The sequence below is a fragment of the Pseudonocardia oceani genome (genome assembly GCF_019263585.2).
Classification (GTDB): Bacteria; Actinomycetota; Actinomycetes; order Mycobacteriales; family Pseudonocardiaceae; genus Pseudonocardia; species Pseudonocardia oceani.
In genome coordinates this window covers 5,462,833-5,477,957 of sequence record NZ_JADQDF010000001.1, presented here as the reverse complement: position 1 = coordinate 5,477,957, position 15,125 = coordinate 5,462,833, and the positions used below count along the sequence as shown (strand labels likewise).

The 15,125-nt window shown below is 73.8% G+C and carries 11 protein-coding genes; 2 read left to right on the top strand and 9 right to left on the bottom strand.

The genetic code is table 11. The annotated features are described in order from the left end of the window. Positions 1 to 197: 197 nt before the first annotated feature. From I4I82_RS27410 to I4I82_RS27400, 3 genes are all read right to left on the bottom strand, one after another. Complete coding sequence (locus I4I82_RS27410; RefSeq protein WP_218590412.1) at positions 198 to 2,774, bottom strand: PEP/pyruvate-binding domain-containing protein; 2,577 nt, start codon at positions 2,772 to 2,774, stop codon at positions 198 to 200. A gap of 223 nt (positions 2,775 to 2,997) precedes the next feature. Further along, on the bottom strand, positions 2,998 to 4,293 hold the full coding sequence (locus I4I82_RS27405; protein ID WP_218590413.1) for an MATE family efflux transporter: 1,296 nt from the start codon (positions 4,291 to 4,293) through the stop codon (positions 2,998 to 3,000). Positions 4,294 to 4,306: 13 nt separating this feature from the next. Then, a complete protein-coding gene (locus I4I82_RS27400; RefSeq protein ID WP_218590414.1) occupies positions 4,307 to 5,353 on the bottom strand; it encodes an acyltransferase family protein in 1,047 nt (348 codons plus the stop codon). 580 nt (positions 5,354 to 5,933) lie between these two features. Here I4I82_RS27400 and I4I82_RS27395 point away from each other — a divergent pair. Beyond that, on the top strand, positions 5,934 to 7,358 hold the full coding sequence (locus I4I82_RS27395; protein ID WP_226370274.1) for a SulP family inorganic anion transporter: 1,425 nt from the start codon (positions 5,934 to 5,936) through the stop codon (positions 7,356 to 7,358). An 85-nt stretch (positions 7,359 to 7,443) separates the two neighbouring features. After that, a complete protein-coding gene (locus I4I82_RS27390) occupies positions 7,444 to 7,833 on the top strand; it encodes a MerR family transcriptional regulator (protein ID WP_218590416.1) in 390 nt (129 codons plus the stop codon). Positions 7,834 to 8,232: 399 nt separating this feature from the next. Here the strand turns inward: I4I82_RS27390 and I4I82_RS27385 are convergent, their stop codons facing one another. The 6 genes from I4I82_RS27385 to I4I82_RS27360 all read right to left on the bottom strand — a co-directional run bounded on the left by I4I82_RS27385 (position 8,233) and on the right by I4I82_RS27360 (position 14,815). Beyond that, the gene (locus I4I82_RS27385; protein ID WP_218590417.1) at positions 8,233 to 8,718 is read right to left on the bottom strand and encodes a hypothetical protein; all 486 of its coding nucleotides are present in this window, start codon (positions 8,716 to 8,718) and stop codon (positions 8,233 to 8,235) included. Positions 8,719 to 8,793: 75 nt separating this feature from the next. Then, complete coding sequence (locus I4I82_RS27380) at positions 8,794 to 10,017, bottom strand: glycosyltransferase (RefSeq protein WP_218596208.1); 1,224 nt, start codon at positions 10,015 to 10,017, stop codon at positions 8,794 to 8,796. Next, complete coding sequence (locus tag I4I82_RS27375) at positions 10,014 to 11,582, bottom strand: efflux permease Rv1217c-related protein (RefSeq protein ID WP_218596207.1); 1,569 nt, start codon at positions 11,580 to 11,582, stop codon at positions 10,014 to 10,016. Before I4I82_RS27375 ends, I4I82_RS27380 begins: the two co-directional genes overlap by 4 nt. A 62-nt stretch (positions 11,583 to 11,644) precedes the next feature. Beyond that, positions 11,645 to 12,544, bottom strand: coding sequence for an ABC transporter ATP-binding protein (locus I4I82_RS27370; protein WP_218596206.1), 900 nt, complete (start codon positions 12,542 to 12,544; stop codon positions 11,645 to 11,647). Between the two features lie 152 nt (positions 12,545 to 12,696). Continuing rightward, positions 12,697 to 13,263, bottom strand: coding sequence for a hemerythrin domain-containing protein (locus I4I82_RS27365; RefSeq protein WP_218593379.1), 567 nt, complete (start codon positions 13,261 to 13,263; stop codon positions 12,697 to 12,699). Between the two features lie 88 nt (positions 13,264 to 13,351). After that, positions 13,352 to 14,815 (bottom strand): aldehyde dehydrogenase family protein, encoded by a 1,464-nt coding sequence (locus I4I82_RS27360; RefSeq protein WP_218593380.1) that lies wholly within the window; start codon positions 14,813 to 14,815, stop codon positions 13,352 to 13,354. Between the last annotated feature and the right edge of the window lie 310 nt (positions 14,816 to 15,125).

Below are 15,125 nucleotides of genomic sequence, written 5' to 3'. Positions count from 1 at the left end.
GGAGGACGCGAGGATCGGCCGAGAACGAGTACGCGCACCTGCGGGATCGCGCGGGGCGACGGGCTTCCACCGCCCGTTGTCGGTCACGCGCACTCGGACCTCGTCGACCTCTCCCGGACCTCGCATCTTCCCGTGGACCGGTCCGACGCGACGGTCGACCCAGATCGACGGCGGCGGGGTCACGACCTCCGGAGCCCCTACCCGACGCCGGCGGTACTGCTGCTCGGACGCTCGACGTCGTCGGCGACGGTCACGGTGCCGGCAGCACCGTCGATGGTGACGAGCTGCCCGGTGCTGATCAGCTGAGTGGCGTCGCGGACGCAGATCACCGCCGGGATGCCGTACTCGCGCGCGACGGTCGGTCCGTGAGCCATCGGAGAGCCGGTCTCGGTGACCAGGCCGCCCGCGGTCAGGAACAGCGGCGTCCACCCGGGGTCGGTGGTGGGCGCGACCAGGATCTCCCCGGGCTCGATGCGGGCGTCCGCAGGATCGAGGACCACCCGCGCACGGCCGGTCGCCGTCCCCGGCGCGGCTGCCATGCCGATCAGCGCCCCGTCCACGGGCGGTGTCGACGGCATCAGCGCCTCCGGGATCGTCCCGTCCGACAGCACGACCCCGGGAACCGACCGTCGCGCGGCCTCGTGGACGTGGACCGCACGTCGTGGCTCGACCAACCGGCGCTGATCGGCCCCGGCGGCAGCCGCGAGCGCCTCCCGGAAGTCGAGGAACATGATGTCGTCGGCCCGCTCCAGCACCCCTCGCTCCTGCAGTTCCGCACCCGTGGACAGCAGCTGCCGGCGCATCTCCTCGAAGGCGTAGAGCCACGCGAACTTCGGCAGCTCGCGCAGACCGGCGACAGCGCGACCGCGACGCATCAGGAACCCCGCGAGCCGGGCCCGCACCGGTCGGCCGCGACGCGCGCGCGCGACGAGTTCATCGATCTTCGCCTCCGCGTCGGCGGCGGCGCGGGCGAAACGCCGATCCGGTGCCTGCTCCGGATCCGTCACCCGCAGGTAGCCGGCGATCGCCGCGAACACCGGACTCGGGTCCTCTGCCCACCTCGGCAGGCCGACGTCCACCTCGGCTGCCCCTCGATGGCCGTACCCGCGCAGGAACTCGTCGAGCCCGATGTCGGGCAACGAGCCGGCACGGTACCGCGCGGAGAGCTCGGCCGGGGCGGTGTGCAGGAGCAGGTCGCGATGGGGTGCCGCGGCGGCCGCGAGTGCCCACAGGGCGAGGTCCATCTCCGTGGTGATGTTGTGCGGCATCCCGCGCAGCGTCTCGTCGATCTCGCTCTCGGACGCCACCCCGGCGAGAAGGGCGATCGTGACCTGCCGGGCGAGGAGGCCCGCGTAGATCGGCGGCAGCATCTCCCGCATCCCGACCCGCATGAACGTGCCCTGCACGTCCATCGCGAACCGGATCCGTTCCTCGGCGGTGCCCGGCTGCACCGACGGCCGGGCACCGAGTCGCACCATCGCCGTCGCCCGCAGAGCACGCCTGCGTGCGTGCGCCGGGTCGAGGATCGCGCCCACCAGCCCGACGAGCATTCCCGGTACCAGTCGGATCGCCACCGGCACGACCGTGCGCAGCCGGTAGGGACGCCCGGGCACCGGCGCGAACCGCGGATCGTCGAGCACCCGCTCGACCGCGGCCGACACCCGAGGGCCGTAGATCGCCATCGAGGCGGGGAGCTTCTCGCGCATCGACCTGTTGCGCACGAGGGCGGTGATGTCCAGGAACATCCGTCCGCCGATGTCGACCAGGCCGGGATGGCCCACGAACGGGTCGGCCGGGATCCCGACGCCCGTGAGCGACAGCGCGGTGGCGACCCGCATCGCCGACATCCCCATCGGGGTGAACGGACGCAGCATGCCCTGCATGTGGCCGACCTCGAAGAACACCCGCGCACCCGGACGGGGCGAGGTCGGCTGCGGGAACAGCGTCGTGATCGGCCGCGACTGCAACAACCACAGCCGTCCGTCGTGGTCGAAGGCCCACTCGACGTCCTGGGGTGCACCGGCGCGCTCCTGCAGCCGGGCACCGGCCTCACGCAGCTCGTCGAGCCGAGCGGTGCTCAGGCATCCCGAGTCGGGCGGTGCCGACCCGGCGAGGACGTAGTGATCGGCCGCCACGCTGCCGTCCACCACCACATCGCCGAGACCGGCGACGGCGTCGACGACCATCTCGGCTCGGCAACCGGTGATCGGGTTGGCCGTGAACAAGACCCCGGCGGCCAGCGGGTCGACCATGCGCTGCACCACCACGGCCATCCGCACCGCCGCGTCGTCGACACCGGCCGCCTCGCGGTACGCGCGCGCACGCGGACCCGACAGCGACGCCCAGCACACCTGCACCGCACCGAGCAGAGCCTGCTCGCCGACGACATCGAGCACCGTGTCGTGCTGCCCGGCGAAGCTGGCCGACGGCAGGTCCTCCGCCGTCGCGCTCGACCGGACGGCGACCGGCCCGCCCCCCAGCCTCCGGTACGCCTCGACGATCTTCAGAGCCGATGCTTCGCCGAGCCGACCACCGGCCGCCGCGGCTGCGTCGTGGGCGACCGTGGTGATGCAGAAACCGGCGGGCACGCGTTCACCCGCCTCGATCAGGGCAGACAAGCCCGCTGCTTTGCCGCCCACCAGATCGAGCTGCCCCGCGACGACGGCGGCGAGCTCGACGATCTCGGGAGACCCGGGCGGGTCACCAGGGTCGAACCCGGCGGGGCCACTCGCCCCGCTGACACGGGCCGACGGAGGCAGAGGATTCGAGACCATGGCGCGCTCCATCCGGGACGGACCGACAGAGACGCCGACCAGACTTCCCGGCACACCGGTCATGACCGTACTCCGACCAGGCCCTGCGTCAACGTCCTTCGCGGAGCCCGCCGTAGGCGACCGCGCCAACGGTGACGATCCGGGCGTCGTGTCGCGCACCGGTCCGCGGCGGCGGGTCCTGGACGTCGGCATCGTGCATGGGCAGCGGGTCCTCCTCGGACGTTCACGGATGACGCGGGAACCCCTCGTGCTGCCCGGCGTCACTCCGTGGTCCTGCGCCGGCGGGCGGTTGTTCCTGCCGGTGCAGCTCGCGCCAGAGCCGCAGGTACCAGAACGGGAGGATCGCGGCGTGGGCGATCGCGAAGCCCCACTGCGCGCCGGGTCCCCCGCCGAGGACCACCCCGCCGACCCCGCCGGAGAACGTCGCCGCTCCCAGTGCGATCTCCATGGTGAGGGTGGACTGGGCGCGGTCGATCGCATAGAGCACGACCACCGGACCGATCATGGCGCAGCTCAGGACCTGTGTGATCACCGCGGGGACCAGGAGATCGCGGGTGGCCGGCCAGGTCGCGTTCAGCAGGTACTCACCGACCGCGTCGGGCATGAGCAGGAAGATCGAGCCCCAGCACAGCCCCAGGAAGGAGACCGCGGCGGACACCCCGGCCGCCGAGAGCAGCCACTGCCGCCGGGAGAGCCGGCCCCGCCGGCGGGAGAACTCCGGGATGGCGAAGGTCAACGCCGCCGAGGAGACGATCGAGGTGGGGCCGAGCAGGATCTGCGCCCCGCGCAGCGCCCCGTTGGCCACCACCGTGCCGATGGCGGCGATGACGAGCATCGCGCCCTGGGCCGCTCCGTGCTGGGTGGCCCAGGTCGCCAGGAGGTAGCGCGTGAGATCGCTCTGCTCGCGGAACCAGGCCAGGGTGCGGCGAGGGGAGGGGACCGTCGCCGACTGGCGGACGGCGAGCAGGACCGCCGCGGCGCCCGACAGTCCCCAGGCGAACACCAGGGGCGCGACCGACGACACCCCGAGATGCAGCATGGCGCCGACGGCACCGAGCTGGAGCACGGCCCAGAACGCGTCGTTGGCCGCAGCCTTCACCGGCGTCTGCCGGGAGAAGAACACGAAGCGGTAGGAGTCCTGCACCACCACCGCCGGCAGGATCATGCCCATCGCGACGAGTGCCTCGCGTGCTGGACCGCCCACCACCAGACCGACCGCGACACAGCCCACGCCGACGGCGAACCCCAGGGTGAGGGACATCCCGCTGGCGGAGGCCGCGACCCGGTGCTGCTCGCCGGGATCGGAGTCGGAGAACCGGATGGTCAGCGGTGAGGTCGCCAGCGCCCGGGCCGCCCCGATCACCAGCGCGAAGACCGTGAACGCCACGGCGAAGCCGCCGAAGGACTCGGCGTCGACGGCGTTGGCGACCATGAACGACAGGACCGCGTTGGTCAGGCTCGACACCATCTGGTCGGCCAGGTTCCAGCCGGCTCGGCGGGCGACCGCGGGAATCCTCACCGCTCGCCGCCGTTCACGTCCGGCGCGGTGACCACGACTTGAGCCGCAGCGCAGGTGCCTCGACCCAGGTCCAGCTGGCCCAGGCCATGCCGAGGGCGATCACCAGCGACCCCACCCCGAACAGGGCCACCGGCCACAGTGACGCACCGGCGACGATCAGCAGGATCTGGACCGGCCACGCGTAGACGTAGAGGCCGTAGGACAGGTCACGGCGGGCCCCGATCCGGCGCAGCTCGGGACGCGCACCGAGCAGCAGGACGAGGTAGGCCACCGCGAGCGGCGCCACGACGACGTAGACCAGGGTGCTCTGCGGATCCCCGCCGGCCTGGACCGCGAGCACGACCGCCGAGACCAGCAGCGCCGAGGCGACCGCGCCGCCGGCCCAGCCCACCGGGATGTGGTGCGCGAGTCGGTGCACGACCGCTCCGGCCAGGAACATCGCCCCGAAGCGCACCGCGATGCTCAGCGTGTCGCTGGCCTCGTAGATGCCTGCGCCGGTGACGAGCTGCCCGACCACGAACAGCCAGACCAGGCCCGCCACCACGAGCAGCGGCCAGGTCCGGCGGCGCAGCAGCCCCACGGCACCCAGGGCCGCGACGCCGAGGTAGCAGAGGAACTCGTAGAACAGCGTGTAGAGGGAGCCGTTCACCGGTTCCCCGCCCAGCAGCCCGTCCACCTCGAACTGGCGGATGAACAGCGCACTGTTGTCGACCAGGTAGGACAGCGCGGACGCCTCACCGGTGAGCGGGAATCCCTCGAGGGTGCCCAACGTCAGCAGCTGGGCGATGGGCAGCACGACGAACACCGTGACCAGCAGGCAGACCCAGAACCCCGGCAGGATGCGCAGGCAGCGCCGCCACAGGTACCGCCCGGTCGACGGCGAGTTGAGGTAGCTGCCGACGATCAGGAAGCCGGAGAGGGCGAAGAAGCCGTCGACGGCCATCGTGCCGATGTCCACGTCGCCGCCGGTGAGGCGCCCGAGCGGATCGGAGCCGCCGTGCAGCTTCAGCGTGTGCGAGAACAGCACCAGACCCGCCAGGACCAGCCGCAGCGCGTTCACACTGTTCGACCGCGGGTCGAACGCACGATCGAGGGTCGGGCCGAAACGGCCGCGCCCAGGCGGTGCCGGCTCGGTCACCGCCTCGCCCGGCACGATCGGGCCCAGGGCCACCGTCGGCGCGGTCGGAGGTTCGCGGTAGGTCACGTCGTCCCCTCAGGCCCGGACTCGCGCACGGGCGTCTCGTGCCGCGCCGTTGCAGCAACCATCTCTACTCTCACGTGAGAGTAGGCTGATGCTGCCGAACCGGCAGTCGCGGGGTCCCTGCGAGCATGTGACACGACGGTAGGTTACCCAGAAGTAGGACACGTCGTGAGTCGCCGGACGCCGACGCGCGTGACGCACGAGAACAGGCTGATCAGCAGGCCTAGTGGTGGGTCACGGGCTCCCGACGCCGGCAGACCTGCGTGAGCAGGGACACCGAGAAATCTCACCTGATGTGAAGGTAGAGTGCGACTCGCGCTAGAGCCCCGACGAGTGTGGCTCGCGCTCCCCGACGCGGAAAGTGACCACAGTGCTCCCTGCCCTACCTGGCCGAACGACTCTCTCGCGGCCACCCTGGCTGCACCTGTCCGTCCTGCGCGTGGAAGCCGTGTCGGGCCTCGTCGTCGCCCTCGCCCTGATCCCCGAGGCCATCGCGTTCTCGATCATCGCGGGCGTCGACCCGCGGGTCGGCCTGTTCGCGTCGTTCACCATGGCCGTCACGATCGCCTTCGTCGGTGGCCGCCCGGCGATGATCTCCGCGGCCACCGGCGCCATCGCGCTCGTCGTCGCCCCCCTGGCCCGGGAGCACGGCGTCGATCACCTGATCGCCGCGGTCCTGCTGGGGGGCGTGTTCCAGGTCCTGCTCGGCGTGGCGGGAGTGGCGCGGCTGATGCGGTTCCTGCCCCGCAGCGTGATGGTCGGCTTCGTCAACGCCCTGGCGATCCTGATCTTCACCTCCCAGCTGCCCTACCTCGTGGACGTGCCCTGGACGGTGTACGCGCTGCTCGCGGTCGGCCTCGTGGTGCTGGTCGGGCTGCCCCGGCTCACCCGGGCCGTACCCGGTCCGCTCGTGGCGATCGCACTGCTCACCGGGTTCACCGTGGTCGCCGGCGTGGTGGTCCCGACCGTCGGCGACCAGGGTGCGCTGCCCGACAGCCTGCCCGTACTCGGCCTGCCGGACGTACCGCTCGACCTGGCCACGCTGCAGCTCATCGCGCCCTACGCCCTGACCATCGCACTGGTCGGGCTGATCGAGTCGCTGATGACCGCGAAGCTCGTGGACGACATCACCGACACCCGCTCCGACAAGACCCGGGAGTCCTGGGGGCAGGGGGTGGCCAACATCGTCACCGGCTTCTTCGGCGGCATGGGTGGCTGCGCCATGATCGGCCAGACCATGATCAACGTGAAGGACGGCGGCGCCCGCACCCGGGTCTCCACCTTCCTCGCCGGGGTGTTCCTGCTCGTCCTGGTCGTCGCTCTGGGCGAGGTCGTCGCGGTGATCCCCATGGCCGCACTGGTCGGGGTCATGATCATGGTCGCGGTCGGCACGTTCGACTGGCACAGCATCCGGCCCGCGACACTGAGGATGATGCCGTTGTCCGAGACCGCGGTGATGGTCTCGACCGTCGCGGTCACCGTCGCCACCCACAACCTCGCCTACGGCGTGGCGGTCGGGGTGCTCGTCGCGATGGTGCTGTTCGCCCGACGGGTCGCCCACGTCGTGGAGGTGACCTCGGTCGTCGATCCCGACGGCGGCACCAAGCTGTACCGGGTCAGCGGCCAGCTGTTCTTCGCCTCCAGCAACGACCTCGTCTACCAGTTCGACTACGGGTCCGACCCCGACGAGGTCGTCATCGACCTGTCCGCTGCGCACGTGTGGGACGCGTCCACCGTGGCCGCGCTCGACGCTATCCGGACGAAGTACGCAGCACGCGGCACGACACTGACGGTCGTGGGGATGAACGACGGCAGCCGGGCGCGGCACGACCGGATGGCGGGACGGCTGAGCGGCGCCCACTGACCGGATGATCGTCCCGGGTTGCCCCCTCCCCCTCGGGTAGGGTCCGGACGGTGGCAGCGGGAGTTCGGAACGGACCACGTTCCTGATGCGGATCGGTGAGGTGTCCGATCGGGTCGGCCTGTCACTGCGCACGATCCGGCACTGGGACGAGATCGGGCTGGTCCTGCCCTCGGACCGCTCTCCGGGCGGGTTCCGCTTCTACACCGAGGCCGACGTCGCCCGACTGGAGTTCGTCAAGGCGCTGCGCCCGCTCGACCTCTCGCTCGACCAGATCAAGGAACTGCTCGAGACGCTGGACTCCGCCGCCGCCACCACCGATCCCGCCGAGGTCACCGCCCTCGCCGCCCGGCTGGCGACCTACCGGGCACTGGCCGAGAGCCGTGCCGAGGCCCTCCGCTCCCAGGTCAAGGGCCTCGAGCGCCTCAGCCGTGACATCCGCGGCATCGAGGCCGACGCCCGACGACGCACCGGCTGAGCCAGGGAGCACCACGGTAGGTGGCGAACCTCCGGACATCGCCCTCGACATCGCGCAGCGAGCAGGCCCTCGTGACGACACCCGAACCGAACCGCGTCTCGTGCGGCGGCTCCACGACCTCCACCCCTGCCCGGCGGATCCGAACACCACCGCTCCGCCCTCCGGCCGGCGCAGCTCGGCGTGGATGATCTCGTCCCGGTACAGAGCCCCGCCGCCGACCTGGCTGCAGCGCGCTCCTCCGGACCTCCGTGCCGTCGAGCCCGCGCTGACCTGAGGAGCCGTCAGCAGCGACCCCGGCCTGCAGTTCCGGGTGGTCGACGCCGTGGCGGACCTCGTCGAGGGCCTCGTGCACCAGCGTCCCCCCGTCGTCGGACCCGACGACCTGCAGCACGAACGTGCTCACCGCCTGGACGGAATCGTTGCTGCCGGTGAACCCGAGCGCGATCCCCGGGAGTAGACCAGGAGGCGGGTCACCGCGTTGAGCACGGCGACCGGTCCTCCCTCGGGGCGGCCCAGCGGGTCGTGGCGCCCGCGGCGCCCGGGTAGCCCGAGGTCGCGTCCGCGCCAGTCGTCCACGACGGGCGAACACCACCGCCGGCCCGCGCATCCCGACGTGACCGGCCCGGTTCGCCCAGCCGGGAACCCGGGCGGCGGCGGCGCACCGGGCCAGGGGAACTCCCGGGTCGGCACGTACGGCGGCACGGTCAGCGCGAGCACGCAGGGCACGCCGAGCAGTTCGGCCACGTGCGGGGCGCCGATGGCCCGGCCGCTGTGCACGACGACGTCGGCGTCGCTGCCGGGGCCGTGCGCGATCGACGCGCAGTCCTCCAGCACGCGGCCGAACGACGCCGGCATCGCCCGGGCGAGGGCCAGCTTCGCCCGCACACCCCGGACACAGTGCCACGAACGGCTGCACGTCGCCGCGCGTGCCGAGGGTGAGCACGACGATCTTCCCGGACCTCAGATCCGCTCGACGACGTCGAGCGCCGTGCCGCAGCCGTCGTCGTCGGCCATGCGGCCGGCCACGGCGCGCACCGTGGCGGCCTCCGGGAGGGCGCCGAGCGCCGCCCCGAACCGGGGACGATCGAGGCGCCGGGCCGGGACCGGTGGCGCGGCCAGCCCGCGCCGGTGCAGCAGCCGGGCCCAGAACGGCTGGTCGGCGAGGAAGGGGACCACCACCGACGGCAGCCCGGCGCGCACCACGGCGTGCGTGGTGCCGGCCCCGCCGTGGTGCACCGCGGCCGCGCAGAGCGGGAGGACGGGCCCGTGGGCGACCGCGGACCGCACCAGGACGTCCTCGCCGGCGAGGTCTCCCGGGAGTTGCAGGCCTCCCCACCCGGTGACGAGCAGGACGCGCAGGTCGTGCTCGCGGGCGGCGTCGACGACGGCCCGGGCCCGGCGCTGCGGGTCACCGTCGGCCATCGACCCGAACCCGGCGCAGAGCACGCGCCCGGCGTGGAGGAAGTCCGCGAGCTCCGGATCGGCGGCGGCCGGCCGCTCGGGCCTCGTCCACTGGCCGGTCACCACCGTGCCGGCGGGCCAGTCGGCGGGGCGGGGCAGCAGCGCCGGGCTGACCGGCACCAGCGTGCGGGCGGGGCCGGGGAGCGGGCCGCGGGACGGCAGCCCGGCCTCGGTGCGCAGGTCGCGCAGGACCCCGCCGAACACCGACCCGGCCGCGGCGGCGAGGCGGTAGGTGAGCGGGTTGAGCGGCCCCAGCCCGGTCGTGGTGATCCCGGCGGCGGGGAACTCCCGGGTGGGCGTCAGCGTCGGGACGATCTCGACCAGGACCCGCGGCCGGTCCAGCCGCGCGGCGGCGACCTCGGCGCTGAGAACCTTCGGGTGGTGCACGATCACGTCGGGCCGGCTGTCGAGGGCGACGCGCACCGCCGAGCGCAGCATCGCAGCCATCATCGGCGCGACGGTCGAGCGGAAGGCCCGCGCGGCGGCCCACGGTGACACCCCCTGCGCCTCGACCAGCGCGGCGAAGTCGCCGTCGAGGGCGGCCACCTCGAACCGCGGTGGTCCGCCGTCCGCCTTGTCCGCCGCGACGGCCCGGGCGGCGTCGACGAACTCCCGGGTCACCCCCAGCACGACCTCGTGCCCGGCCGCGGAGGCGCGGTCGGCGAGCGCGAGGAACGGGTCGACGTCACCGCGGCTGCCCGCGGTCAGCAGCAGGATCCTCACCGCACGTCCCGGCGCCCGTAGCCGACCGCGCCGGCGACGACCAGCGCAGCCGCCACGACCGTCATGACGGCGGCTCCCCCGAGGTCCGGACCCACCGCCGGGACCGCGGCCAGGTGGGCGAACGGGGAGACCCCGACCACCCACGGCGGCGCGCCGACACTGTCGGCCACGACGGTGAGCAGGAAGCCGCCCGCCCCGGGCAGCAGCCCGATCGGCACCACCGCGCCCGGTGCGAGACCCAGCGCCGCGACGGCCGCGCCCAGGCCCAGCGCGGTGACCGGGAGGGTGTTGAGCGCGCCGGCGAGGGACTCGCCGAACCCCAGCGGGCTGCCGACCGCCGCCGCCCCGACCCACAGCGCGACCCCGGCCACGACGGTGAGCACCACCGCCGCGGCCGCCGTGACGGCGACGTGCCCGGCGAGCAGCCGCGTGCGGGTGACCGGCCCGGCCAGCAGCAGGTCCAGCCGCCTGCCCGTCTCCGCGGAGCCCAGCGCGCCGGTGCGGACCGCGGCGAACGCGCCGGCCGGCACGGCGAGCAGGGCGAACAGGGTCGCGGCGTAGCCCTGCACCGAACCCAGCTCCGCGAACCCCGCCTGCCCGGCGAGGTCGGCGAACACCGGGTTGGCGTCGAGGAAGTCGGTCATCGAGCGCGACACCGACCCGATCAGCAGGAAGAACGCGCCGATCCCGGCCGCCCACCCGGCCAGCGGGGCGAGCACCTGGCGCACGGCGAACCGCGCGGGAGAGGAGAGCAGCGCCGTGCGCGCGCGGCGCGGCGGCCGGGCCGGGAGCAGCCCCGCCCGCACGTCCCGCCGCCCGGCGAGCGAGGGCACCACCGCGACGACCGCGAGCCCTGCCGCGACCAGGACCAGCAGCGGCGGCACCCGGTCGGTGTGGAACGGCTCGACCAGCGCCACCAGCCCGAACGGCGACAGCCACCGGGTCCACCCCAGCGCCTGCACCCCGTCGCCGACCATCCGGACCAGCAGCCCACCCAGCAGCACCGCCACCGCCAGGCCGCTCGCCGCCGCCCGTGCCGGCGCCACCTGCGATGCGACCCCGGCCAGACCGATGGCGGCGACCCCCACCGCCGCCATTCCGGCCCCGTGCAGCACCGACCCGGTGGGCTCCGCCCCGGCCAGCACGAGCGCCGCGGCCGTGGCGACCCCGACGACACCGACCGCCCCCAGCAGGACCGCCAGGTGCAGGCGCACCACCGCCGCGACCGGCAGGACCCCGCCGAGCAGCAGGTCCAGCCGGCCGGTGTCCTCCTCGCCGCGCAGCACGCGGGTGGTCGCGAGCGCGGCCCACACCCCGACCAGGACCGCGAGCACGGTCCCGGTGCGCCAGACCGCGAAGCCGCCGGGGTTGTCCAGCGCCACCGGGTCGCCGAACAGCGTGCGGACCGCCGGGTTGCCCGCCAGCGCCGCCAACGCGGCCGCCCCGCCGGGGGCCGAGCCGACGACGTCGTCGTAGGTCGCGACGACCAGCGCCGACATGCCGGCCGCGACGACGGTCACGGCCACCGCGCCCCGGCGCACCTGCCGCAGCGCGAGCCCGGTCACGGCCCGGCGGGCACCACCGGGACGCACCGGCGTCGGCGTCCTGGGACGTTCCACCGTCGTGCTCACGACGAGGTCCGCCCGTAGTAGCCGAGGAAGATCTCCTCCAGGCTCGGCTCGTGCACCCGCAGAGCCGTCACCTCGGCCGCGGCCAGGGCACGCAGCGCCGGGCCGGGTGGTCCGTCGAGCGCGAACCGCAACCGGGCCCCGTCGACCTCGACGTCCGACACCCCCGCGACCCCCGTCAGGTCCGGCACCGGACCGACCACGACCGCCTCGACGCGGCTGCGGTGCAGCCCCCGCAACCCGCCCACCCCGGCCACGTCCACCAGGCGTCCCCCGCGCAGGATCCCGACCCGGTCGCACACCGCCTCGACCTCGGCGAGCTGGTGCGAGCACAGCAGCACCGTCCGCCCCTCGTCGCGGGCCTCGCGCACGACCTGCTGGAACTGCTGCTCCATCAGCGGGTCCAGCCCCGCCGTCGGCTCGTCGAGCACCAGCAGCGGCGCCCGCGTGGCGAACGCCGCGACCAGCGCCACCTTCTGCCGGTTGCCGCTGGAGTAGGTCCGCGCCGGCTTCCCCGGGTCCAGCGCGAACCGTTCCACCAGCTCGTCGCGCCGGGCCCGGTCGACGCCCGGCCCGATCTCGCCCAGCAGGTGCAGGACCTCTCCCCCGGTCAGGGTCGGCCACAGCGCCACGTCGGCCGGGACGTGGGCCAGCAGGGCGTGGGCGGCCGCCACGTCGGACGCGGGAGCGTCGAAGATCCACGCCCGGCCCGTGGTCGGCCGGGCCAGGCCCAGGAGCATCCGGATCGTGGTGGACTTCCCGGCCCCGTTCGGACCGAGCAGGCCGAAGACCTCGCCCGGCTCGACGGTCAGGTCCAGGGACTCGACGGCGGTGGTGGACCCGTAGCGCTTGCCGAGGTGCTCGGTGCGGATCGCGGGAACGGAGCGGGGAACGGGCACGACGGCCTCCGGTGGTCAGCAGTGATCGACATGCCGACCAGGCTTCCCGGCGCTCCTGACGCGGACCGTACTCCTGGCGGTACCCGCGCGGTAGTGCCTTCGCGGGCGATCCGCACCGGGTGCCACGCCGCGCGTGGCACCCGATGCTCGGATCAGCCGGTGGTGCGGTTCGTCAGCCGGTCGCGCAGCCGGTCGACCAGCCCGACGCCGGGACCGGCGAGCTTGTGGAACAGCTCGCTGTTCGGCGCCGACGGGTGCGGGCGCGTGGGCGCCACCTTCTTCGCCGCATCCACCTTCTCCCGCATCGTGACCAGCTCGTCGCGCGGGATGCGCTCGCGCAGTTGCGGGAACTGCTCGGTCTCCTCGTCGGTGGCGTGGTGGCGCAGCAGGTCGGTCATGTTCTTCAGCAGGGAGTCGAACCGCGGTTCCCCGGCGTCCACCGCCTCGAGCTGCTTCATGACCTCCTCGAGCTCCTTGTGCTCCTCGATGTCGTGCTTGACGGCCTGCTCCCCGTCGGGCAGGTGGTCGCGCATCGCCGGGTAGACGAACATCTCCTCGGCGACCGCGTGCCGGACGACCTCGGCGATCACGGTGTCGGCGAGGTCGCGCCGCTCGCCGGGGTCACTGCTGGCCCCGATGCGGTCGAGGAGCGTGAGCGCCTCGCGGTGGTCGGTCGTCAGCTCGTCGACGACGTCGGTGTCGGTCCTCTGGTCGGCCACGGTGGCCTCCTCGTGGTGGGGTTCGGGACGTACCGGACGTACCCGTGCCGGGCCGGGCCAACCTGCTCCACGACCGCCCTGACGCCCCTCACGCGGAGGCCGAGGGCGGCACGACCTGCTCCTCGTGAACGGTCACCCACTGCCAGGTGGTGAACGCGTCGAGGTTGGTGAACGAGCCGAAACGTCCGGCCCCGGAATCGCCGACCCCGCCGAAGGGGGCCACGACCTCGTCGTTCACCGTCTGGTCGTTGACGTGGACCATCCCGGCGCGCAGCCGGTCACCGACCGCCCGCGCCCGGCGGACGGACCCGGAGTGCACCCCGGCGACGAGACCGTAGGGGGTGCCGTTGGCCAACCGCACCGCCTCGTCGTCGGAGTCGAACGTGGTGACCGGGGCGACCGGCCCGAAGATCTCCTCCGCGTAGGCCGGCATGTCCGGCGTGACACCGGCGAGCACCGTCGGCCGGATGAACAGGCCGTCGCGCCCGCCTCCGGCGCGGACCTCGGCTCCCGCCTCGACGGTGCGCCGCACCACGTCGTCGATGTGCTCGGCCTGGGACCGGTTGATGACCGGCCCGAGGTCGACGTCGTCGAGCGGGTCGCCGACGGACATCCCCTGCGCGATCGCGGCCAACCGGTCGGTGAACTCCGCGGCGACCGCCGCGGCCACCAGCACCCGCCCCGTGGCCATGCAGACCTGGCCCTGGTGGGTGAACGCGCCGTAGGCCGCCGCAGCGGCCGCCTTCTCGACGTCCACATCGTCCAGCACGACGAAGGCGTTGTTGCCGCCCAGCTCGGCGACCATCCGCTTGGTGCGGCGACCGGCGGCCTCGTTCAGCTCCTGGCCGACCGGCGTCGACCCCGTGAAGGAGATCATGCCGATGTGCGGGTCGTCGGCCACCGCGGTGCCGAGCTCACCTCCCGGCCCGGGCAGCACGTGCAGCACCCCCGGCGGTAGCCCGGCCTCGGTCAGCAGCCGGGCGATCGTCACCCCGCAGCACACCGCCGTCTCGCTGGCCGGCTTGAGGACCACGGCGTTGCCGGTCGCCAGGGCCGGGGCGACGGAGCGCATGGCGAGGTTGAGCGGGAAGTTCCACGGCGCGATGACGGCGACGACGCCGACGGGCACCCGGCGCGCGATGCTGGTGCGGCCCGGTCGTGTGGTGGGCAGCAGGTGGCCCCACGGTTGCGAGGGCAGGGCCGCAGCCTCTCGGAGCTCCTCGACCGACAGCGCGAGCTCCAGCTGCGTCGCCGCGGCGACCTTGCCCGCCTCGCGCTGCACCCACCGGCCGATCTCGTCGCGGTGCTCCTCGAGAAGGTCGGCAGCCCGCCTGAGCACCGCCGCCCGCTCCTGGTAGGGGGTGGCTGCCCAGCGCTCCCCGGCCATCGCCGCGGCCTCGGCCGAGGCGGCGAGCTGCTCGGCTCCGGCCCTCCCGACCGTGCCGAGCACCTTCCCGGTGGCCGGCTCGACGGCCTCGCTGGTCGAGCCGGTGTCCACCCACTCACCGGTGAACACCTTGCCGGTCCAGAGGTCGGGGTCCAGCAGGGGCATGAGCACTCCTCTCGTCGCGGATCCGCAGCTGCCGGTGGCTCCCCGGCTCAGTCCGGGGGACCCTCGACCGGATCCGATTCGTCCTCCGGGTCGCGGTGGGCGCGCGAACTCCCGGGCGGTGCGGGCTGCGGAAGGTCGGGCCGGAGCGCATCCGGCGCGTCGGCCGGGTGCAGGGGTGATCCGGCACGGCGCTGCCGTGCCGCCCGGTCCTCGGCGGTGTCCCCGGCGTGGCCCGCGCCCTCGCTGTCCTCGGCTCCGCTCATGCCCGACGGATACCCGGTGGGGCCGGGCTCATCCCCGCCGTCACCGT